21 protein-coding genes and 1 tRNA gene are annotated in these 20230 nt (G+C 72.2%); 10 read left to right on the plus strand and 12 right to left on the minus strand.

From position 1 onward, the window contains the following. The first annotated feature begins 56 nt into the window (after positions 1-56). The 7 genes from ACFVZH_RS24935 to ACFVZH_RS24965 all read left to right on the plus strand — a co-directional run bounded on the left by ACFVZH_RS24935 (position 57) and on the right by ACFVZH_RS24965 (position 9322). Positions 57-917 (plus strand): amidohydrolase family protein, encoded by an 861-nt coding sequence (locus tag ACFVZH_RS24935; protein ID WP_384900591.1) that lies wholly within the window; start codon positions 57-59, stop codon positions 915-917. 177 nt (positions 918-1094) lie between these two features. Further along, complete coding sequence (locus ACFVZH_RS24940; RefSeq protein ID WP_384900423.1) at positions 1095-1838, plus strand: response regulator transcription factor; 744 nt, start codon at positions 1095-1097, stop codon at positions 1836-1838. A gap of 6 nt (positions 1839-1844) precedes the next feature. Further along, entirely contained in the window at positions 1845-3377 is a 1533-nt protein-coding gene (locus tag ACFVZH_RS24945) for an ATP-binding protein (RefSeq protein ID WP_384900425.1), read from the plus strand. Positions 3378-3403: 26 nt separating this feature from the next. Further along, entirely contained in the window at positions 3404-4687 is a 1284-nt protein-coding gene (locus ACFVZH_RS24950) for a glycosyltransferase (protein ID WP_384900426.1), read from the plus strand. Further along, on the plus strand, positions 4684-6828 hold the full coding sequence (locus ACFVZH_RS24955; RefSeq protein ID WP_384900428.1) for a glycosyltransferase family 39 protein: 2145 nt from the start codon (positions 4684-4686) through the stop codon (positions 6826-6828). Before ACFVZH_RS24950 ends, ACFVZH_RS24955 begins: the two co-directional genes overlap by 4 nt. Positions 6829-6947: 119 nt before the next feature. Continuing rightward, positions 6948-8474, plus strand: a complete 1527-nt coding sequence (locus ACFVZH_RS24960) for an MFS transporter (RefSeq protein WP_384900430.1) — start codon at positions 6948-6950, stop codon at positions 8472-8474. A 35-nt stretch (positions 8475-8509) separates the two neighbouring features. Then, the gene (locus ACFVZH_RS24965) at positions 8510-9322 is read left to right on the plus strand and encodes a TetR/AcrR family transcriptional regulator C-terminal domain-containing protein (protein ID WP_384900432.1); all 813 of its coding nucleotides are present in this window, start codon (positions 8510-8512) and stop codon (positions 9320-9322) included. Between the two features lie 102 nt (positions 9323-9424). On the opposite strand, the gene ACFVZH_RS24970 is transcribed toward ACFVZH_RS24965, so the two are convergent. Then, positions 9425-11029 (minus strand): MDR family MFS transporter, encoded by a 1605-nt coding sequence (locus ACFVZH_RS24970; protein ID WP_384900433.1) that lies wholly within the window; start codon positions 11027-11029, stop codon positions 9425-9427. Positions 11030-11044: 15 nt separating this feature from the next. After that, complete coding sequence (locus tag ACFVZH_RS24975; protein ID WP_384900434.1) at positions 11045-11488, minus strand: MarR family winged helix-turn-helix transcriptional regulator; 444 nt, start codon at positions 11486-11488, stop codon at positions 11045-11047. 158 nt (positions 11489-11646) lie between these two features. Between ACFVZH_RS24975 and ACFVZH_RS24980 the strand changes: the two genes are divergently transcribed. Then, positions 11647-11886, plus strand: a complete 240-nt coding sequence (locus ACFVZH_RS24980) for a hypothetical protein (RefSeq protein WP_384900436.1) — start codon at positions 11647-11649, stop codon at positions 11884-11886. 107 nt (positions 11887-11993) lie between these two features. Here the strand turns inward: ACFVZH_RS24980 and ACFVZH_RS24985 are convergent, their stop codons facing one another. After that, on the minus strand, positions 11994-12656 hold the full coding sequence (locus ACFVZH_RS24985; protein ID WP_384900438.1) for a TetR family transcriptional regulator: 663 nt from the start codon (positions 12654-12656) through the stop codon (positions 11994-11996). A 48-nt stretch (positions 12657-12704) separates the two neighbouring features. Between ACFVZH_RS24985 and ACFVZH_RS24990 the strand changes: the two genes are divergently transcribed. Continuing rightward, entirely contained in the window at positions 12705-13637 is a 933-nt protein-coding gene (locus ACFVZH_RS24990) for an oxidoreductase (protein ID WP_384900440.1), read from the plus strand. 190 nt (positions 13638-13827) lie between these two features. Here the strand turns inward: ACFVZH_RS24990 and ACFVZH_RS24995 are convergent, their stop codons facing one another. The 5 genes from ACFVZH_RS24995 to ACFVZH_RS25015 all read right to left on the minus strand — a co-directional run bounded on the left by ACFVZH_RS24995 (position 13828) and on the right by ACFVZH_RS25015 (position 17388). Continuing rightward, the gene (locus tag ACFVZH_RS24995; RefSeq protein WP_384900442.1) at positions 13828-14634 is read right to left on the minus strand and encodes a hypothetical protein; all 807 of its coding nucleotides are present in this window, start codon (positions 14632-14634) and stop codon (positions 13828-13830) included. A gap of 83 nt (positions 14635-14717) precedes the next feature. After that, complete coding sequence (locus ACFVZH_RS25000; protein ID WP_384900444.1) at positions 14718-15626, minus strand: RNA polymerase sigma factor SigF; 909 nt, start codon at positions 15624-15626, stop codon at positions 14718-14720. Between the two features lie 235 nt (positions 15627-15861). After that, entirely contained in the window at positions 15862-16707 is an 846-nt protein-coding gene (locus tag ACFVZH_RS25005; protein ID WP_384900445.1) for an RNA polymerase sigma factor SigF, read from the minus strand. Between the two features lie 213 nt (positions 16708-16920). Continuing rightward, positions 16921-17214: a Dabb family protein gene (locus ACFVZH_RS25010; protein WP_384900447.1), complete on the minus strand. Its 294-nt coding sequence runs from the start codon at positions 17212-17214 to the stop codon at positions 16921-16923. Between the two features lie 9 nt (positions 17215-17223). Beyond that, positions 17224-17388, minus strand: coding sequence for a hypothetical protein (locus tag ACFVZH_RS25015; RefSeq protein ID WP_384900449.1), 165 nt, complete (start codon positions 17386-17388; stop codon positions 17224-17226). Positions 17389-17776: 388 nt separating this feature from the next. Between ACFVZH_RS25015 and ACFVZH_RS25020 the strand changes: the two genes are divergently transcribed. Beyond that, positions 17777-18451 (plus strand): hypothetical protein, encoded by a 675-nt coding sequence (locus ACFVZH_RS25020; RefSeq protein WP_384900451.1) that lies wholly within the window; start codon positions 17777-17779, stop codon positions 18449-18451. A 91-nt stretch (positions 18452-18542) separates the two neighbouring features. Here the strand turns inward: ACFVZH_RS25020 and ACFVZH_RS25025 are convergent. The 4 genes from ACFVZH_RS25025 to ACFVZH_RS25040 all read right to left on the minus strand — a co-directional run bounded on the left by ACFVZH_RS25025 (position 18543) and on the right by ACFVZH_RS25040 (position 20162). Next, positions 18543-18630, minus strand: a tRNA-Ser gene (locus tag ACFVZH_RS25025). 67 nt (positions 18631-18697) lie between these two features. Next, positions 18698-19126, minus strand: a complete 429-nt coding sequence (tadA, locus tag ACFVZH_RS25030; RefSeq protein WP_384900593.1) for a tRNA adenosine(34) deaminase TadA — start codon at positions 19124-19126, stop codon at positions 18698-18700. A gap of 65 nt (positions 19127-19191) precedes the next feature. After that, positions 19192-19725 carry a hypothetical protein gene (locus tag ACFVZH_RS25035; protein ID WP_384900452.1) on the minus strand — a complete coding sequence of 178 codons (534 nt, stop codon included), beginning with the start codon at positions 19723-19725 and terminating at the stop codon, positions 19192-19194. Between the two features lie 227 nt (positions 19726-19952). Beyond that, on the minus strand, positions 19953-20162 hold the full coding sequence (locus tag ACFVZH_RS25040) for a hypothetical protein (protein ID WP_384900453.1): 210 nt from the start codon (positions 20160-20162) through the stop codon (positions 19953-19955). Positions 20163-20230: the final 68 nt, after the last annotated feature.

Below are 20230 nucleotides of genomic sequence, written 5' to 3' on the forward strand. Positions count from 1 at the left end.
GCGGGAACGCGCACACGAACGGAAGCCCGAGCGTCGGCGCGGGCGAGGCGGCGGAGATCCGGGCGCTCGTCGAGCGGCTCGGGATTCCCGGACTCGTCGACGTGCACACGCACTTCATGCCGCAGAACGTCCTCGACAAGGTGTGGGCGTACTTCGACGCGGTCGGCCCGCTGACCGGCATGGAGTGGCCCATCACCTACCGCGAGGAGGAGGAGCGCCGGCTCGCTCTCCTTCGCGGGTTCGGGACGCTCGCGTTCACCGCGATGCTCTATCCGCACAAGCCCGGGATGGGTGCCTGGCTCAACTCCTGGGCCGCCGACTTCGCCGCCCGTACGCCCGACTGCCTGCACACCGCGACCTTCTTCCCCGAGCCGGGCGTGAACGGGTACGTCCACCAGGCGCTCGACGCCGGTGCCCGGGTGTTCAAGGTGCACCTCCAGGTCGGCGGCTTCGACCCGACGGACATCGAGCTGGACGCCGTGTGGGGGGCCCTCGCCGACAGCGGCACGCCCGTCGTCGTGCACTGCGGCTCCGGTCCGACCCCGGGGAACTTCACCGGCCCCGGGCCGATGCGGCGGCTGCTCGCCCGGCATCCCCGGCTGCGGGTGATCGTCGCCCACATGGGGATGCCCGAGTACGGCGACTTCCTCGACATCGCCCAGCGGTACGAGGGAGTCCACCTCGACACGACCATGGCCTTCACCGACTTCAGCGAGCGGCTCGCGCCGTTCCCGGAGGCGGAGCGCAAGCGGCTGGTGGACCTCGGCGACCGGATCCTGCTCGGCTCCGACTTCCCGAACATCCCGTACCCGTACGTCCACCAACTCCACGCCCTGGAACGGCTCGGGCTCGGGGACGACTGGCTGCGCGGTGTCCTCTATGAGAACGGGGCCGCACTGTTTCACGTGAAACCCTGAGCCTCGCGATCCGGATTCCGCCGGGCTCCTGAGGCGTCCGGCCTGGCCAGGCCGTGGGGCGGTCGCCCCCGTCGGGCCCCTCAGGCCCCCGCCCCCGCCGGTTCCCTGAGGCCGTTTCTCAGGGAATTCACAGGAAAGGGAAAGGGGTATCTCAGCGGCGGCGGAGAACGTGGCCCCATGACCGTCACCACTCGCCGCCCCGGCACTCGCGCCGACATGCTCCGTGCCGACGGCACCGCCGTCCGCGTCCTCGTCGTCGACGACGAGGCATCGCTCTCCGAGCTGCTCTCGATGGCCCTGCGCTACGAGGGCTGGCAGGTACGCAGCGCGGGCGACGGGGCCGCCGCCCTGCGGACCGTGCGCGAGTTCCGCCCCGACGCGGTGATCCTCGACATCATGCTGCCCGACGTCGACGGGCTGAGCCTGCTCGGCTCGATCCGGCGCGAGCTGCCCGATGTGCCGGTGCTGTTCCTGACGGCGAAGGACGCCGTCGAGGACCGGATCGCCGGGCTCACGGCGGGCGGCGACGACTACGTCACCAAGCCCTTCAGCCTGGAGGAGGTGGTGGCCCGGCTGCGCGGTCTCATCCGCCGGTCCGGTGCCGCGCAGGCCCGCAGCGAGTCGCTGCTGTCCGTCGGGGACCTCACCCTCGACGAGGACAGCCACGAGGTCACCCGGGGCGGGGACTCGATCCACCTCACCGCCACCGAGTTCGAGCTGCTGCGCTATCTCATGCGCAACCCGCGCCGGGTGCTCAGCAAGGCGCAGATCCTCGACCGGGTCTGGTCGTACGACTTCGGCGGCCAGGCCAACGTCGTGGAGCTCTACATCTCGTACCTCCGCCGGAAGATCGACGCGGGCAGGTCCCCGATGATCCACACCCGGCGCGGGGCCGGCTATCTGATCAAGCCGGGGGAGTAGCGTCCGGTGTTCCGAGGTGCACGGCGGCCGTGGTCGCTGCGGACGCGGCTCGTCGTCTCGGCGGTCGTGCTGATCGCGGTCGTGGCGACCGTGATCGGGACGGTGACCACGATCGCCTTCCGCTCGTACCTGTACGACCAGGCCGACGAGCAGGTCCACACCGTCTCGATACGGGCGGCGGGCCCGCCGGCCGTGGTGGCCCCCGGGCCCGGCCTGTCCGACCTGGGCCGCGAGAAGGAACCGCTCGCGTTCGTGCTGGGTCCCGGTGCCCCCATCGGCACCCTCGGCGCGGTCCTCGTGGCCGGCGAGGTGACCTCGGCCGGGTACTCGGCGGAGGCCGAGGACAGCGGCATGTACGGGCGGAACGTCCGGACCACCGCGCTCGACGAGGCCCAGCGGGACGCGCTCGCGGCCGTCCCCCGCGACAGCCGGCCGCACACCGTGGAACTGCCCGGCGGCCTCGGCTCGTACCGGGTCGAGTACGCCGCCGGGGTGCACGGCGAGTTCCTCACCGGCATACCCCTCGCCGAGGTCGAGGACGCCCTGTCCACCCTCGTCCTCGTCGAACTGAGCGTCACCGGTGCCGGGCTCGCCGCGGCCTCGCTCGCCGGGACCGTGCTCGTCCGGGTCGCGCTGCGTCCGCTGCGGCGGGTCGCCACCACCGCCCGCCAGGTCGCCCGGCTGCCGCTGCACAGCGGCGAGGTGGCGCTCCACCAGCGGGTCCCGGAAGCGGAGGCCGACCCGCGGACCGAGGTCGGTCAGGTCGGCGCGGCCCTGAACCGGATGCTCGACCACGTCCACTCCGCCCTGGACGCCCGCCAGCAGAGCGAGACCCGGGTGCGGCAGTTCGTCGCCGACGCCAGCCACGAGCTGCGCACCCCGCTCGCCTCGATCCGGGGATACGCGGAGCTCACCCGGCGCGGCCGGGAGGAGTGCGGACCCGACACCCGGCACGCGCTCGGGCGGATCGAGTCCGAGGCGACCCGGATGACGGGCCTGGTCGAGGACCTGCTGCTGCTCGCCCGGCTGGACGCCGGGCGCCCGCTCTCGTACGAGACCACCGACCTCGTCCCGCTCGTCGTGGACGCCGTCAGCGACGCCCGCGCCGCCGGCCCGGACCACCACTGGCGCCTCGAACTGCCCGCGGACACCGCGGCCGTACGGGCCGACGGCGCCCGGATCCAGCAGGTCCTGGTCAACCTCCTCGCCAACGCCCGTACCCACACCCCGCCCGGCACGAAGGTCACGGCCCGGGTCCGCGCGGAGTCCCGGTCGGTGCTCGTCGAGATCGAGGACGACGGCCCCGGCATCCCGCCGGACCTGCTGCCCGCCGTCTTCGAGCGCTTCGCACGCGGCGACGCCTCACGCTCCCGGCACGCCGGATCCACCGGCCTGGGGCTGGCCATCGTGCGCGCGGTCGTCCACGCCCACGGCGGCGGGGTGGACGTCGAAAGCGCCCCGGAGCGGACCGTGTTCACGGTGCGCCTGCCCGCCGCCGAGGACTCACAGGCGGGGCACAGGCTCATCACACAGGCGTGACAGCGGCCCCGGCGAATGTCGTCGTCATGCGAACCCCAACGATCGCGGGTCCCACGTCCGGCGCCCTCCCCGCCCGGGAGCACCTGCCGGTGGACGTCGCCGGACGACCCGTCCTGGACGTGGTGATCCCCGTCTACAACGAGGAGAAGGACCTGGAGCCGTGCGTCCGCCGGCTCCACGAGCACCTCCTCCGGACCTTCCCGTACGGCTTCCGCATCACCGTCGCCGACAACGCCTCCACCGACACGACCCCCGAGGTCGCCGCGGCCCTCGCCGCCGAGGTGCCCGAGGTGCGCTCCGTACGGCTGGAGCAGAAGGGCCGCGGCCGGGCGCTGCGCACGGTGTGGTCGGGCTCGGACGCACCCGTCCTCGCCTACATGGACGTCGACCTGTCGACCGACCTGAACGCGCTGCTCCCGCTGGTCGCGCCGCTCATCTCCGGCCACTCCGACCTGGCGATCGGCTCCCGGCTCGCCCGCTCCTCGCGGGTGGTGCGCGGGCCGAAGCGCGAGTTCATCTCGCGGGCGTACAACCTGATCCTGCGCGGCTCGCTCGCCGCCCGGTTCTCCGACGCGCAGTGCGGGTTCAAGGCGATCCGGCGCGAGGTCGCCGAGCGGCTCCTCCCGATGGTGGAGGACACCGGCTGGTTCTTCGACACCGAGATGCTGGTCCTGGCCGAGCGGGCCGGGCTGCGCATCCACGAGGTGCCGGTCGACTGGGTCGACGACCCCGACTCGACCGTGCACATCGTGAAGACCGCCACCGACGACCTGAAGGGCGTCCTGCGGGTCGGGCGGGCCCTGGCGACCGGTTCGCTGCCGCTCGACCGGCTCGTCCGGCCCTTCGGCGACGACCCCCGGGACCGCGAACTGAGCGGTGTGCCCGGTGGCCTGGCACGCCAGCTGGTCGGCTTCTGCGTGGTCGGCGTGCTGTCCACGCTCTTCTACCTCGCGCTGTACTCGGCCTTCCGGCTCGGCCTGGGCCCGCAGCTCGCCAACGCCGGCGCCCTCCTCGTCTCGGCCGTCGCCAACACGGCGGCCAACCGGCGCCTCACCTTCGGGGTGCGGGGCCGGGACCGGGCGGTCCGCCACCAGGCGCAGGGGCTCGTGGTCTTCGCCATCGGCCTCGCCCTGACCAGCGGTTCGCTCGCCGCGCTCGGCGCGGCCACCGGCGATCCGGCGCACTCCACCGAGCTGGCCGTGCTGATCGTCGCCAATCTCGCCGCGACCGTCCTGCGCTTCCTCCTCTTCCGGCTCTGGGTCTTCCCCGAGCGGTCCGTCCCGCAGACCTCAGCAAGGAACGAACGATGACCACCCTGTCCACGACGGCCCCGGCGGCCCACGCCGCGCCGGGAAGCGGGCGGCTCGCCCGGCTGTGGCGCGGACGCGCCGAGGACGCCCCCTGGGTCCGGCCCGCCTTCCTCGGCCTGCTCGTCGCCACCGCGCTGCTCTACCTGTGGAACCTGAGCGCGTCCGGCTATGCCAACTCCTTCTACTCCGCAGCGGTCCAGGCGGGCGGCGAGAGCTGGAAGGCGTTCTTCTTCGGCTCCCTCGACGCGGCCAACGCCATCACCGTCGACAAGCCGCCGGCCGCCCTCTGGCCGATGGCGCTCTCCGTCCGTCTCTTCGGGCTCGGTTCCTGGCAGATCCTCGTCCCCGAGGTCCTCATGGGCGTGGGCACGGTGGCGGTGCTCTACGCGGCCGTCCGCCGCCGCTTCGGCGCGGGCGCGGGTCTGATCGCGGGCGCGGTCCTCGCGCTGACGCCGGTCGCCGCCCTGATGTTCCGCTTCAACAACCCGGACGCGCTGCTCGCGCTGCTCATGACGGTCGCGGTGTACTGCGTCCTGCGGGCCCTGGAGCAGGAGAAGGCCGCCAAGTGGCTGGTGTGGGCCGGGGTGGCCTTCGGGTTCGCGTTCCTCGCGAAGACCCTCCAGGCGTTCCTGATCCTGCCGCCGCTCGCCCTGGTCTACGGGGTGTGCGCGCCGGGCGGTGTCGGCCGCCGGATCGGCCGGCTGGCCCTCGCCGGGCTCGCGATGCTCGTCTCGGCGGGCTGGTGGGTGGCGCTGGTCGAGCTGTGGCCGGCGTCCTCCCGCCCGTACGTCGGTGGCTCGCAGAACAACAGCTTCCTGGAGCTGACCTTCGGCTACAACGGCCTCGGCCGCATCAACGGCAACGAGACCGGCAGCGTCGGCGGCGGTGGCCGCGGAGGCGGCGGCCAAGGCGGCGGCTGGGGCGAGACCGGCATCGGCCGGATGTTCAACGACTCGATCGGCGGTCAGATCTCCTGGCTGCTTCCGGCCGCGCTGATCCTGCTCGTCGCGGGGCTCGTCGTCACCTGGCGGGCGCCCCGCACCGACACCGCGCGCTCCGCGTTCCTGGCGTGGGGCGGCTCGCTCCTGATCACCCTCGCCGTCTTCAGCTTCATGGCCGGCATCTTCCACGAGTACTACACGGTCGCCCTGGCCCCGTACGTGGCGGCGCTCGTCGGCATGGGCGCGGCCGTGCTGTGGGAGGAGCGCACCCGGTGGCTCGCCTCGGCGGCGCTCGCCGTGACGGTGGCGGTGACGGCCTGGTGGGGGTGGACGCTGCTCGGCCGTACCCCGGACTGGCTGCCGTGGCTGCGCTGGGCGGTCCTGGTGACGGGCGTCGCCGCCGCGCTCGGGCTGCTGTTCGCGGGCCGGACCGACCGCAGGCTCGGGCTCGCGGTGGCGGGCCTCGGCCTGGTGTCGGGGCTCGCGGGCCCCTTCGCGTACACCCTGGAGACGGTGAACGCCGGACACCAGGGCTCGATCGTGACGGCGGGCCCGGCGGGCGGCGCGATGGGCGGCCGCGGTCCGGGCGGCGGCGGCCGGATGTTCGAGGGCGGCGGGATGTTCCCCGGCGGTCAGGGCGGTCAGGCCGGTCAGATGCCCGGCGGTCCCGGTGGCCAGGGACAGGGCCAGGGCCAGGGCCAGATGCCGGGCGGTACCACCGGCGGCACCCCGCCCCAGGGAATGCCCCAGGGAATGCCGCAGGGCATGCCCCAGGGGATGGCCCGAGGCGAAGGCCCCGGCGGGGGCGGCGGCATGGGCGGGCTCCTGAACGGCGCCAGCGTCGGTACGGAGGCCGAGGCCGCGCTGCTCGCGGACGCCGACTCCTACACCTGGGTCGCGGCCACGGTCGGCGCCCAGAACGCGGCCAGCTACCAGCTCGCCACCGAGAAGCCGGTCATGGCGATCGGCGGCTTCAACGGCAGCGACCCGTCCCCGACGCTCGCGCAGTTCGAGCAGTACGTGGCCGAGGGGAGGATCCACTACTTCATCGGCGGCGCCGAAGGCGGCACCGGTGAGGGCGGTGGGCGCATGGGCGGCGGTCCCGGCGGCAACTCGGAGATCTCCGCCTGGGTCTCGGAGACCTTCGAGAAGGTCACGATCGGCGGCGCCACCTTCTACGACCTGACCCGGAAGAAGTAGCCGGAGGAAGCCGCACCCAGGAGGGCGAGCCGGGAAACAGGAAATCGCTATACAGCGTACGAGAGCCCTTGTACGGTGTACGAGACCCAGTCACGTACACCGTACAAGGAGCCCTGCCCATGACGGCGACGACCGCCGCGACCGAACCGACCGCCACCGGTGGTCACCCCCAGCGCTGGCTGATCCTCGGCGTCATCTGCCTCGCCCAGCTCACCGTGCTGCTCGACAACACCGTGCTCAGCGTCGCCATCCCGTCGCTGACCTCCGAACTCCACGCGTCCACCACCGACATCCAGTGGATGATCAACGCGTACTCCCTCGTCCAGTCCGGCCTCCTGCTCAGCGCGGGCAACGCCGCCGACCGCTACGGCCGCAAGAAGCTCCTCGCCGTCGGCCTCGCGCTCTTCGGCCTCGGCTCGCTCGCCGCCGGACTCGCCGGCTCCACGACGCAGCTGATCGCCGCCCGCGCGGGCATGGGCGTCGGCGGCGCGCTCCTGATGACCACCACCCTGGCCGTCGTCATGCAGATCTTCGACGACTCCGAGCGGGTCAAGGCGATCGCGCTCTGGTCGACCGTCGCCTCGCTGGGCTTCGCCGGCGGGCCGCTGATCGGCGGCGTGATCCTGAACCACTTCTGGTGGGGAATGATCTTCCTGATCAACATCCCGGTCGCGGTCGTGGCGCTCGTCGCCGTCCTCAAGCTGGTCCCCGAGTCCAAGAACCCGCAGGGCGACCGGCCCGACCTGCTCGGCGCGCTGCTCTCCACCATCGGCATGACCGCCGTCGTGTACGCGATCATCAGCGGCCCCGAGCACGGCTGGCTCTCCGCGCAGGTCCTGGTCCCGGCCGGCGTCGGCGTGCTCGGTCTCGGCGCCTTCGCGCTGTGGGAGCTGCGCACCCCGTACCCGATGCTCGACATGCACTTCTTCCGCAACCAGAAGTTCGTCGGCGCCATCGGCGGATCGATCCTGGTCGTCTTCGGCATGGGCGGCTCGCTCTTCCTCCTCACCCAGCACCTGCAGTTCGTGCTCGGGTACGAACCCCTGGAGGCGGGGCTGCGGATGGCGCCGCTGGCCCTGACGATCGTCGGCCTCAACCTGACCGGCGTCGGCCCCAGGATCGTGATGAAGCTGGGCACCCCGCCGACCGTCGTCCTCGGCATGACCCTGGTGGCCGCGGGTCTCACCTCGATCTCGCTGCTCGGCGGCGGCACGGACGGCAGCTACGCGGGCATGCTCCTCGGACTGGTCCTGATGGGCGGCGGCATCGCCGTCTCCTCCCCGGCCATGGCCAACGCGATCATGAGCTCGATCCCGCCGGAGAAGGCCGGTGTGGGCGCCGGCATCAACGGCACCCTCGCCGAGTTCGGCAACGGCCTCGGTGTCGCCGTCCTCGGAGCCGTGCTCAACGCCCGCTTCGCCGCGCTCGTCGCCGTCACCGCGACCTCGCTCCCGGCCGCCCTGGCCGCCGCGGGCGGCGAGGCGGAGCGCCAGGAGATCTCCGACGCGTTCGCCTCCGGCCTCCAGACCAGCCAGCTGGTCGGCGCGATCGCCGTGTTCGCCGGCGGTCTGGTCGCCGCTGCCCTCCTCAGGCGGGCGGAGCGCACGGAGAAGGCCGCGGGCGCCGAACGGCCGGTCGCTGCCTAGCATGGTGACGGACCGCTGACAGACGGAGGAACGCGATGGTCAAGGCAGCCGATCGGGCCAAGAACCCGGCGCGTTCCAGCGTCTGGCTGGAGACGAGGACCGCCCGCAGCGGCGGCGGCCCCGCCGGGCTCGACCGGGACCGGATCGTCGACGCCTCGATCCGGATGCTCGACGAGGAGGGCCTGGCCAAGCTGTCGATGCGCAAGCTCGCCACCGAACTGGGCGTCACGGCCATGTCCCTCTACTGGTACGTGGACACCAAGGACGACATCATCGAGTTCGCGGTGGACAGCGTGTACGGCGAGATCGACCTCGCGGCGGTCGACGCCGCCGGGGACTGGCGGGACCGGATCAGGGTGCTCGCCCTGGACTACCGGCGGATGCTGGTCCGCCACGCGTGGATGTCGCCGAGCGCGGGCCAGTACCTGAACATCGGCCCGAACGCGATCGCCGTCGGCCAGAAGATCCACGCGGCGATCCGGGACACCGGCCTCTCCCTGGACCGCCAGCCGAGCGCGATGTCGGCGGTCTTCCAGTTCGTGTACGGCTACGGGACGATCGAGTCCCACTTCGGCCGGCGCGCGGCGGAGGCCGGCATGTCGCAGGACGAGTTCTACCTGGACGCGATCAAGGCGTTCCGCGACGAACCGGAGTTCGAGGAGAAGACCGAGGGCATGCGGGAGATCCTCGACGAGCGGGCCTCGCACGGCAGCGTCAGCGCCATCTGGGACCGCGACTTCGCCTACGCCCTGGACGTCCTGGTCGCCGGTATCGAGGTCATGGTCGCGCGCGAGGGCGAGACGCCGGGCGGTACGGCGGCCGGCGCGTCCCCCGCACAGCGGACATGACGGAGCGGCGGGCCGTCCCCTGCCCGCCGCTCCGTACCGGACCCGGCCGCGTCTCCGCTCGAAGCGCGGCCGGGAGCTTTTCTCCCGGCTGTTCCCCGCGTCCTACTCGCTCTTCTCCGCGGGAGTCGCCGAGCTGCTCTTGAGGGCGACCTCCTTGATGAACAGGGTCACCACGAAGGCGAGCAGCGCGAACGGCGCCGAGTAGAGGAAGACATCGGCGACACCGTGTCCGTACGCGCTCTCCATGACCGTACGGATCGGAGCCGGCAGCTTGTCCATGTCGGGGATGCCGCCGCCCGAGCCGCCCTGGCCCATGGCGCCCGCGGCCTTCGGGCCCAGCTCGGCCAGGCCGTCCTTGACGTAGCTCGTGACCCGGTGCGCCATGACCGCGCCCAGCGCCGAGACGCCGACCGCACCGCCCAGCGAGCGGAAGAAGGTGACGACGGAGGAGGCGGAGCCGAGGTCGGCGGGAGCCACCTGGTTCTGGGTGCAGAGCACCAGGTTCTGCATCATCATGCCGAGGCCGAGACCCAGGACCGCCATGAAGATCGCGATGTGCCAGTAGGTCGTGTCGTAGCGGATGGTGCCGAGCAGGCCGAGCCCGCCGGCCGCCAGGGCGCCGCCGCTGACCAGCCACGCCTTCCACTTGCCGGTCTTGGTGATGATCAGGCCGGAGACGGTGGAGGAGACGAACAGGCCCGCGATCATCGGGATGGTGAGGACGCCGGACATCGTCGGCGACTCGTTCCGCGCCAGCTGGAAGTACTGGCTGAAGAAGACCGTGCCGGCGAACATCGCGACACCCACGAAGAGCGAGGCGAGCGAGGCCAGGGTGATCGTGCGGTTGCGGAAGAGGCGGAGCGGGATGATCGGCTCGCTCGCCTTCGACTCGACGAGGACGAAGATCCCGCCGAGGGCGAGCGCGCCGAGCACCATCGCGGCCGTCTGCCAGGACATCCAGTCGTACTTGTCACCCGCGAAGGTGACCCAGATGAGGAGCAGGGAGACGGCGGCGCTGATGAAGACGGCACCGGCCCAGTCGACCTTCACCTGACGCTTCACGACGGGGAGGTTGAGGGTCTTCTGCAGGACGATCAGCGCGATGATCGCGAAGGGCACGCCGACGTAGAAGCACCAGCGCCAGCCGAGCCAGTCCGTGTCGGTGATGACGCCGCCGAGCAGCGGGCCGCCGACGGTGGCGACGGCGAAGGTCGCGCCGAGGTAGCCGCTGTACCGGCCGCGCTCACGCGGGGCGATCATCGCGGCCAGGATGATCTGGGAGAGGGCGGTCAGACCGCCGACGCCGATGCCCTGGACGACACGGCAGGCGATGAGCATGCCGGTGCTCTGCGAGAGGCCGGCGACGACCGAGCCCGCCACGTAGACGACCAGGGCTATCTGGACGAGCAGCTTCTTCGAGAAGAGGTCCGCGAGCTTGCCCCAGAGCGGGGTGGTCGCGGTCATCGAGAGGAGCGCGGCGGTGACCACCCACGTGTACGCGGACTGGCCGCCGCCCAGGTCCGTGATGATCTGGGGGAGGGCGTTGGAGACGATCGTCGAGGAGAGGATGGCGACGAACATGCCGAGCAGCAGCCCGGACAGCGCCTCCATGATCTGGCGGTGCGTCATCGGTGCGCCGCCGGAGGCGGTGTCCCCCTCCTTGGCGCTCCCGCCGCGCACACCGGTCTCGGGTGTGGTGGTAGCCATCAACTTCCTTCGTTCTCAAGCGTGGTGGGCCCGGCAGTCCCCGAAGGAATCGCGGAGGCGGGCGAGCAGGATGGTGAGCAGTTCGACGTCTTCGTCGGACCAGTCCGCGAGGTGGCGGGCGAGTGAGGCGGTCAGCCGTCGGTCGAGGACGGCGAGCATGTCCGCGCCCGCCGGGGTCAGACGGAGGATGCGGGAGCGCTTGTCGGCGGGGTCGGGCAGGCGCTCGACCCATCCGCGGTCCACCGCGTGGGCCACGTGGCGGCTGCTGACCGACATGTCGACGGCCATCAGTTCCGCCACCCGGCCCATCCGGACGTCCCCGTGGTGGTTCAGCAGGGCGAGGACGATCGCGGATCCGCTGGGGCAGTCGGCGGGCAGGGTCCGCGCGAGTCCGCGTTTCACCGCTCCGACGGCGCCCACCTGGCGGGCGAGACCCTCGTACCGATTGCCTCTGTCCATCGGACACTCCACTGATGTTGTTGCTTAGGGCAACCATAGAGATGGATGGTTGCTTCAGGCAAACTAAATCGGTCAAACGGCGCTAAAGAATCGGTAAAGGAGGAGGGGGGAGCCGGAGGGTTGGGGGCCCCGCCCCCCTTTCGCTAGGGTCCTGGCCCATGGCACACAACCCCCAAGCACCGTACGGCCAGGGCCAGGGCCCCCAGGGGCAGAGCCCCGAGGGCTACGACCCCGCCGGCAGCACGCAGATGTTCCGCGCCTTCGTCGACGAGGGCACCCCGCAGCGGCAGCAGCCGCAGGCCGTGGCCGCGTCGGGCGGCCCGAAGGTCGGTCTGATCGTCGGCGTCGTCGTGGTGATCGTCGCCCTGGCGGCCGTCGCCTGGCTGGCGCTGGGCTGACCCTCCGCACCGTCCGCACGCCCGGGTGGGCCGGCTCCGCACGACGCGGACCGGCCCACCTTTCTTTTACGGGAGGGGGTCGGGCCTTTTACGGGAGGGGGTCGGACCTACCGCTCCGGGAGGTCGGTCCCGTCCAGCGCCGGGGCGAGTACGGCGAACGCCTCCCCGATCAGCGCCTCCGGGGCCGCGGTGGCCACGGCGTCCTCGCCGGCGCTCCACCGGCGCAGCACGGCGTCGAAGGCGGTCAGCGCCATGCCGGCGGCGAGCCGGGGACGGAGGTCGGTCTCGGGGTCGCGTCCCAGCCGGGCCCCCAGCTCCTCCGCGAGCTCCTCGCGCCACGCCGCCTGGTGCTCCAGGAAGCGTGCGAGCAGGGAGGGGGTCCGCAGGATCAGCCGGACCACCGGCAGGACCCGCTCGGCGTGGTCGCCGCAGGCGGCCAGCGGTACGGAGACGGCGTGCAGCAGCGCCTCGGAGGGGCGTTCCCCGGCCGGCCGGGCGGCGAGGTCCGCGCGCATGTCGGCGCCCATGCCGGCGAGGAACTGGACGACCACGTCCTCCTTGGACGCGAAGTACCGGAAGAAGGTCCGCTTGGAGACCCCGGCCGTGGTCGCGATCTCGTCGACGGTCGCCGCGTCGAAGCCCTTGAGGGCGAACAGCTGAAGGGCCGCCTCGGTGAGCTCGGTCGCGACGAGCTGGCGTTTGCGCTGGGCGAGGGTGGACTCGGGGCGGGTGGTCACGGCCCGATGGTAACGCGGTGCCCTCCATGGCATCCATAGTCGCGCTTGACACTCGGTGACACAAGCGGCAGCGTGTGTCACATGACCAAGAAGCAGCGCTGGACCGCCGACCGGATACCGGACCAGACCGGACGGGTCTTCGTCGTCACCGGAGCCAACAGCGGCCTCGGCCTGGCCACCACCCGGGCGCTCGCCCGCAAGGGCGGGCGGGTCGTCCTCGCCGTACGGGACGAGCGGAAGGGCCGGGCGGCCGCGGACGGCCTCGCGGCGAGCGGGGTGGATCCCGGCCTTCTCGACGTGCGGCGGCTCGACCTCGCCGACCTCGACTCGGTACGGGCCTTCGCCGACCGGATCCGCGCGGAGCACCCCCGCCTCGACGTGCTCGTCAACAACGCGGGCGTGATGGCGCCGCCCCGTACGCTCAGCCCCCAGGGCCACGAGCTCCAGTTCGCCGTCAACCACCTAGGCCACTTCGCCCTCACCGGACTGCTGCTCGACCTGCTCGCCGCAGGCCGGGACCCCCGTGTGGTCACCGTCAGCTCGATCAACCACCGGCAGGGCAGCCTCCGCTTCGACGACCTCACGGGCGTCCGCGACTACGCGCCCATGGCCTTCTACAACCAGTCGAAGTTCGCCAACGCCGTCTTCGGACAGGAGCTCCACCGGCGCCTGACCGCGGCCGGCAGCCCGGTCCGCGGCGTCCTCGCCCACCCCGGCTACACCGCCACGAACCTCCAGACCAAGGACACGAGCGGCCTCGCGCGGCTGGTCTTCGGGCACATCGGCAATCCACTGCTCGCCCAGCGGCCGGAGCGGGGCGCCCTGCCGCAGCTGTACGCGGCGACCGATCCGTCCGTCGAGGGCGGCGCGTTCATCGGCCCGGACGGCCTCGCCGAGCTGCGCGGAGCGCCGACCCGCGTGCGCCTCTCCGACGCGGCGGCCGACCCCGGGACGGGCCGCCGGCTGTGGGAGCTCTCGGAGAAGCTGACCGAGGTGTGCCTCCCCGGCCTCTGATCCCCGTCACGCGGCGGCCGGGAAATCGCCGGGCCGAACTTCCTGGACCTGTGAGGGGAGTCCGCGGGTCAGGAGGCCCTGGTCGGGCCGGCCCGACGGCTCGCCGAGCTGACCGGCGCGGCGCGGGTGGAGTTCCCGGGCCGGCGCATCGGGTGTGTGGAGCGGCCGGCGGAGTTCGCGCAGGTGCTGCTCAGCGCCATACGGCGGTGACCCCGCGGGTGTCGATCCGCATGCCGAGCGGGACCCGCCAGGAGTCCACGCACACCGTGTAGGTCCGGGTCCGCGCCGTCCCGGCGGCGATCGGCGCGGGCAGCGACTGGGTGGACGTGACGGTCGCCCAGTCGACGCCGAGGGCGCCGATGACATGCGTGGCGAAGGTGACGGTGCCCGAAGTGGCGGCGGAACCACCGGTGTTGCGGAAGGTGACCGTGACCCGCTCGCACCAGCGCCGGTCGCCGTCCGCCAGGCCCGGCGCGGAGACGGTGAGCACGGCGGGCCCGGGCTCCGGCGGCGGGGTGGTGCCCGGCGTCGTCGGGGGCCGGGTCGTGGTGGTCGTCGGCGCGGGGGAGGTGGGCGTACGGGTCGGGTCCTGGCCGCCGGGTACCGGGGCCGTACCGCCGCCCGTGGAGGGCCCTCCAGGGGCCGGAGGCGCATCCGGGCCGGGAGTGGGGCCGGAGGGCGTCCCGGGGGCCTGTGTGGCCGCCGGAGCCGTTCCCGTACCGGTATCGTCGCCCGCTCCCGGGCTCGTGCCCGTACCGGACGCGGTGGACGCGTCGGGGGGTGCGGGGGACGGGGACGAGGTGCTGGAGGTCAGGCCGGGTGTGGTGGGGCCGTCCAGGGGGACCAGGGTGACCGCGCCGGAGGGGGCGACCGCGCCTTTCGGGGAGGGGCCGGCGCCCACCGCCGCGTACCCCTCGCCGTCGCCGTCGCCGTCGCCGTCGCCGCACGCGGTCAGCGCCCCGCCGAGGCAGAGCGCCGCCACCACGAGTCCCGTCACCGGTCCGGGCTTCCTTGGCCTCATGGGCCAAGTCTGGCTGACGGACCGTCAATAAGCCCGGGTTTTGCGGAAGTCGGGTCGGGTCAGTCGGAGATGAGGCCCTCGCGCAGCTGGGCGAGGGTGCGGGTGAGCAGCCGCGAGACGTGCATCTGGGAGATGCCGACCTCCTCGCCGATCTGCGACTGGGTCATGTTGGCGAAGAAGCGCAGCATGATGATCTGCCGCTCCCGGGGCGGCAGCTTGGCCAGCAGCGGCTTGAGCGACTCGCGGTACTCGACGCCTTCGAGGGCGGTGTCCTCGTAACCGAGGCGGTCGGCGAGCGATCCCTCGCCGCCGTCGTCCTCGGGGGAGGGGGAGTCGAGCGAGGAGGCGGTGTACGCGTTGCCGACGGCGAGGCCGTCGACGACGTCCTCCTCCGACACCCCGAGCACGGCGGCGAGTTCGGGGACCGTGGGGGAGCGGTCGAGCTTCTGCGCGAGCTCGTCGCTGGCCTTGGTGAGCGCCAGCCGCAGCTCCTGGAGGCGGCGCGGCACGCGCACCGACCACGAGGTGTCGCGGAAGAAGCGCTTGATCTCACCGACCACAGTCGGCATGGCGAACGTCGGGAACTCCACGCCCCGTTCGCAGTCGAAGCGGTCGATCGCCTTGATCAGGCCGATGGTGCCGACCTGGACGATGTCCTCCATCGGCTCGTTGCGGGAGCGGAAGCGGGCGGCCGCGTACCGCACGAGGGGGAGGTTGAGCTGGATGAGGGTGTCGCGGACGTAGGTCCGCTCGGGGCTGTCGCCGGCGACGCCCTCGTTGTCGAGCGCGCGCAGCCTCAGGAACAGGGAGCGGGAGAGGGTGCGGGTGTCGAGGGCTCCCGACGGGACGGCCACGGGCGGCGGAGGCGTGGCCTCCGTGGTCTCGGCCGCGGTCGGCGCCGTCGTCTGCGTGGGCACGGGAACGGGCGTGAGCGTGAGCACCTTCGAGCTGCCCAGTTCTGTGGACATGCCACCCCCTTGAGGTCGCGGACGGTCGCGGTGGCCGCGACCATCTGAGGAACGCAGCCTCCACCTGAATACCGGCGGCGGGGCTGCGGCAAACTCGGTTCCAGCAGAATGTCACATGTCGGCAACACGCTGTAGTGACTTGTCGACAAGGCGAGGGTGCATTTCCGCAGGAAACAAGGGGTGTACGGCATTTGGTGCGGCGCAGAACTGCTCCGAACCGGTCTACCCGTTTCGGTTACGCCTCGATTCTGTTTGCGGATCTCAAGCGTGCGAAGCTCCGGGCGAGGAGCCTTGACACATGCATCTGGGAGACCCCCAGTTCCTGACTGATCTGAGACTGGGTCAAGTTGCTGTAGTAGCGCAGCATGAGGATCCGCTGCTCCCGTTCGGGCAGCTGGACGAGCAGGTGCCGGACGAGGTCCCGGTGCTCGACGCCGGCCAGGGCAGGGTCCTCGTAGCCGAGCCGGTCGAGGAGCCCCGGCAGTCCGTCGCCCTCCTGCGCGGCCTCCAGGGAGGTGGCGTGGTACGAGCGTCCGGCCTCGATGCAGGCGAGCACCTCGTCCTCCCCGATGCGCAGCCGCTCGGCGATCTCGGCGGTCGTGGGGGAGCGGCCGTGGGCGGTCGTCAGGTCCTCCGTGGCGCCGTTCACCTGGACCCACAGCTCGTGGAGCCGGCGCGGCACGTGCACGGTCCGGACGTTGTCGCGGAAGTACCGCTTGATCTCGCCGACGACGGTCGGCATGGCGAAGGTGGGGAACTGCACGCCCCGGTCGGGGTCGAAGCGGTCGATGGCGTTGATGAGGCCGATGGTGCCGACCTGGACGACGTCCTCCATCGGCTCGTTGCGGGAGCGGAAGCGGGCCGCCGCGTACCGCACGAGGGGGAGGTTGGCCTCGATGAGGGCCCCGCGCACCCGGTGGTGCTCGGCGGTGCCCGGCTCCAGGTTCTTGAGCTGCCCGAAGAGCACCTGGGTGAGCGCGCGGGTGTCGGCGCCACGGGTGCTCTGGGGTCGGGGACGCGGGGTCTCCGCGCCACCTGCCTCGTGCTGGGGCGGGACTTGAGGCGCTGTACTGGCCGGCACGTTCACGCCACCCCTTTGGCTGGTCTTGCTGGTCGACTGAATCAACTACGGTCAACTCATCCGTCAAAAGCGGTCATAGCATCACAAGACATGTCCACTGTGTGCAAGCACCGCATAACCACGTGTTGAGCGCATGATGCTGGAAAAAGGGGAGGTCACGCACGGAAAAGGCCCCCCGCCGCGACGGCAGGGGGCCTCGGGGGGAAGCGGGGACTAGAAGGCGTAGTCCGCGATCACCCAGGTGGCGAACTCGCGCCACTGGGCGACACCCGCCTGGTGTGCGGGGTGCTCCAGGTAGCGCTGGAGCGCGTCGGTGTCCTCGACGGCCGAGTTGATGGCGAAGTCGTAGGCGATCGGCCGGTCCGTGATGTTCCAGTCGCACTCCCAGAACCGCAGCTCGGGGATCTGCCCGTCGAGCGCGCGGAACGCCTCGACGCCGGCGACGACACGCGGCTCGTCGCGTGCGACACCGTCGTTGAGCTTGAAGAGGACCAGATGGCGGATCACGAAGGGCTCCTAGTTGATGAGTTCGGTCATGAACTCGCCGACACCCCGGGCGGCGCTGGAAATGCCCTCGAACCCTACCTGCACGAGATCGGCGGCCCTGGCCGGGGACGTGACGATCGTGTACACCAAAAAGACCATGACCGCGTAGAGCGCGACCTTCTTCGCTTGCACCACTGACCAGCCCTCCCCGGTACCCCCGCCGTACGACCGCGCCACTCTAACCGAGCCTTTATGGACCAAGGGCCCGGCGATCGGGGCCTTTCGCCACCCCCCGGAAGAGTGACGGGCGCGCAGTATGGATGTCGAGCCCAGCGGATCTGGCAGGAATCCGCGGGGCTCCTGGAACCGGCCCGCACTGCGGGGTCCGCGCCGCGAGCTTCCCCCTGACTGCGGCGCAGGACTTGCAGGTCCGGTTCTCATCGGGGGGAACGGCTTGTCCCCCCGATGCCGTTCCCCCCGTCCTAACCCCCGTCCCCACGGAGAAGAAGGCCCCGGCCGCGCCCCGAACGCGCCCGGGGCCTTTCCCGTAGGATCGCGGCCCGGTTCGCGAAGGGGGGTCTCCGTGCTGGTCATCGGTGTGGACATCGGCTCGGTGAAGGCGCCGTCCAAGTTCGCCTGGGCGGCCGTCGACTCGGAGGGCCGGGCGCCGGTCTCCTCCGGCGACGACCCGGAGACCGCCGTCCAGGCGCTGCTGAACGCGCTGACCGGCACCGGGACCGAAACCGGTCGCGCGGTGCTGGCCGTCGAAGCGCCCCTGTCCGTGCCCGTCCCGGAACCGAGCGGGGACGAGTGGCGAGGTCTCGGCCGCGCGCGTACGGGGGAGGGCAACAGGCCGTGGTCGGCGGGCGCGGGCTCCGGGGCGCTGGCCACGGGCATCGCCCAGACCGCGTGGATGCTCTCCCGGCTGCACACCCTGGCACCGCACGTCACCGTCACCACACAGCCCGAACGGTTCGCCGCCGGGCAGGCGCGCCTCCTGCTCGTCGAGGCGTTCGTCTCCGGCGCGGGGAAGCCCGAGCCGGGCGCGGCCGGCCCGCACGCCGCCGACGCGGAGGCGGCGGCCCGCGCGACGCTGGCCTGCCTCGCCGACGGAACGAACCACTCGCCCCGGGTCGCGTGCGCACCGCGCCGGGCCCTCAACCTTCTTGCCGCGCTCGCCTCCTGGGCGGGTACGCCGGTGCCGCCGGACGAGCTGCACCTGGAGGTGCTGGTGATCCGTACGCGCCCCGCCAGCTGAGCGGGTGCCGGGGCGCGGCTCCAGGCCCGTTGTGGGCGGGTACGAAGAAAGCCCCTCCGGACTGTGTTTCCACAGTGCGGAGGGGCTTTGCTGGCGGTAGCGGAGGGATTTGAACCCTCGGTGACTTGCGCCACACTCGCTTTCGAGGCGAGCTCCTTCGGCCGCTCGGACACGCTACCGAGAGAGAGCTTAGCCGAAACTGGCGCTGCGATGAAATCCGTATCCCCTACGAGGTCAGGAGGGGTGTCAGCGGGTGCGGAAGAAGGCCGTGAGCTGCTGTGCGCACTCCTCGCCGAGCACGCCGTGGATCACCTCGGGGCGGTGGTTCAGGCGCTGGTCCCGTACGAGGTCCCAGAGCGAACCGGCCGCGCCCGCCTTCTCGTCGACCGCGCCGAACACCACCCGCTCGACCCGCGACTGGACGAGGGCGCCCGCGCACATCACGCACGGCTCCAGGGTGACGACCAGCGTGCACCCCGTCAGACGCCACTCGCCGGCCGCGGCGGCCGCCCGGCGCAGCGCGAGCACCTCGGCGTGCGCGGTCGGGTCACCGGCCGCCTCCCGCTCGTTGTGCGCCCGCGCGAGGACCTTCCCGTCCGGGCCGAGCACGACCGCGCCGACCGGTACGTCACCGGCCGGTTCGGCCGCGGCGGCCTCGGCGAGGGCGAGCCGCATGGCGTCCCGCCAGGGATCGCGTACGGGGTCGGGAACGGGCCCCGGAGTCGGTACCGCCGGTGCCACTAGCGCACGGCCTCCAGCACCTCGGATGCGCCCAGCGCGTCGGCGATCACCGCGAGGGCGTCGCTGTCGAGCGCGCGGAGCTCGCGCTCCGAGAGGCCGAGGTCCGCGAGGACCAGCGCGTCGCCGACCGGAGCGGACGGCACCGCCCCGGCGGTCACGCCGGTCTCGTCGTCCTCGTCGGCTTCCTCGGCGAGCGGCTCCCCGTCCTCCGTGCCGTCCAGGTCCAGGGACTCCAGCTCGTCGAGCTCGGCGTCGAGGTCGTCGCCGAGGATCTCCCGGGTGAGGATCTCCCCGTACGAGGAACGGGCGGCGGCGGCGCCGTCCGAGACGTAGATCCGAGGGTCTTCCTCACCCTCGATCCGTACGACCCCGAACCACGCGTCCTCCTGCTCGATGTAGACGATCACCGTGTCGTCGTCTGAGGCTTCACGGGCCAGCTCGGCCAGATCCGACAGGGTCTCCACGTCGTCGAGCTCCGTGTCGCTCGCTTCCCACCCGTCTTCGGTGCGCGCGAGCAGTGCGGCGAAGTACACCTGACTCTCTCCCACTGATCAGAGGTGTGACGTTCCGGCGGCGCGCTCCTGGTGCCCCGCCCAATCGGCATCGTGACAGAAACAGGGCGCGCAGGAGAGGTCTTCGGCTCTTGCGTCGTGCATCAGTCTGAACGACACCGCCATCGGGCGGGCGTGCGACCCCGGCGCACGAAGGGGGCGCACGGCGGGGCACCGGCCGGTCGCCGCCGTCACCCGGCCCGGCGGCCTCACCAGCGGAAGGTCCGCATGCGCATGGCCTGGCGCATGCGGGCGGCCCGGGCGCGTCGCGGCTGCACGCGTTCGCGCAGCGCCTTGGCCTCGTTCAGCTCGCGGAGGAACTGGGCGCGGCGCCTGCGGCGCTCCGCGTCGGTCTCCGGTGCCGGCCTGCGGGCCGCCCCCTCGGCGGCTCCTTCGGCCGGTTCTTCCAGGTCGGGCATCGGCCACACCACCCCATCGCTGGGTCCCTGTGCCCCCACCTTCCCCCAGCGGCGTGGGTCGACGCCAG

Source organism: Streptomyces sp. NPDC059534 (genome assembly GCF_042743475.1).
Lineage (GTDB): Bacteria > Actinomycetota > Actinomycetes > Streptomycetales > Streptomycetaceae > Streptomyces.

What these genes read in the sequence shown, in the direction of transcription:
- ACFVZH_RS24965 (WP_384900432.1), top strand. Translation starts at nt 8,510, where the DNA reads ATGGTCAAGGCAGCCGATCGGGCCAAGAACCCGGCGCGTTCCAGCGTC.
- ACFVZH_RS24955 (WP_384900428.1), top strand. Translation starts at nt 4,684, where the DNA reads ATGACCACCCTGTCCACGACGGCCCCGGCGGCCCACGCCGCGCCGGGA.
- ACFVZH_RS24960 (WP_384900430.1), top strand. Translation starts at nt 6,948, where the DNA reads ATGACGGCGACGACCGCCGCGACCGAACCGACCGCCACCGGTGGTCAC.
- ACFVZH_RS24950 (WP_384900426.1), top strand. Translation starts at nt 3,404, where the DNA reads ATGCGAACCCCAACGATCGCGGGTCCCACGTCCGGCGCCCTCCCCGCC.
- ACFVZH_RS24970 (WP_384900433.1), bottom strand. Translation starts at nt 11,029, where the DNA reads ATGGCTACCACCACACCCGAGACCGGTGTGCGCGGCGGGAGCGCCAAG.
- ACFVZH_RS25000 (WP_384900444.1), bottom strand. Translation starts at nt 15,626, where the DNA reads ATGTCCACAGAACTGGGCAGCTCGAAGGTGCTCACGCTCACGCCCGTT.
- ACFVZH_RS25040 (WP_384900453.1), bottom strand. Translation starts at nt 20,162, where the DNA reads ATGCCCGACCTGGAAGAACCGGCCGAAGGAGCCGCCGAGGGGGCGGCC.
- tadA (WP_384900593.1), bottom strand. Translation starts at nt 19,126, where the DNA reads ATGCGGCTCGCCCTCGCCGAGGCCGCCGCGGCCGAACCGGCCGGTGAC.
- ACFVZH_RS24975 (WP_384900434.1), bottom strand. Translation starts at nt 11,488, where the DNA reads ATGGACAGAGGCAATCGGTACGAGGGTCTCGCCCGCCAGGTGGGCGCC.
- ACFVZH_RS24980 (WP_384900436.1), top strand. Translation starts at nt 11,647, where the DNA reads ATGGCACACAACCCCCAAGCACCGTACGGCCAGGGCCAGGGCCCCCAG.
- ACFVZH_RS24985 (WP_384900438.1), bottom strand. Translation starts at nt 12,656, where the DNA reads ATGCCATGGAGGGCACCGCGTTACCATCGGGCCGTGACCACCCGCCCC.
- ACFVZH_RS24940 (WP_384900423.1), top strand. Translation starts at nt 1,095, where the DNA reads ATGACCGTCACCACTCGCCGCCCCGGCACTCGCGCCGACATGCTCCGT.
- ACFVZH_RS24990 (WP_384900440.1), top strand. Translation starts at nt 12,705, where the DNA reads ATGACCAAGAAGCAGCGCTGGACCGCCGACCGGATACCGGACCAGACC.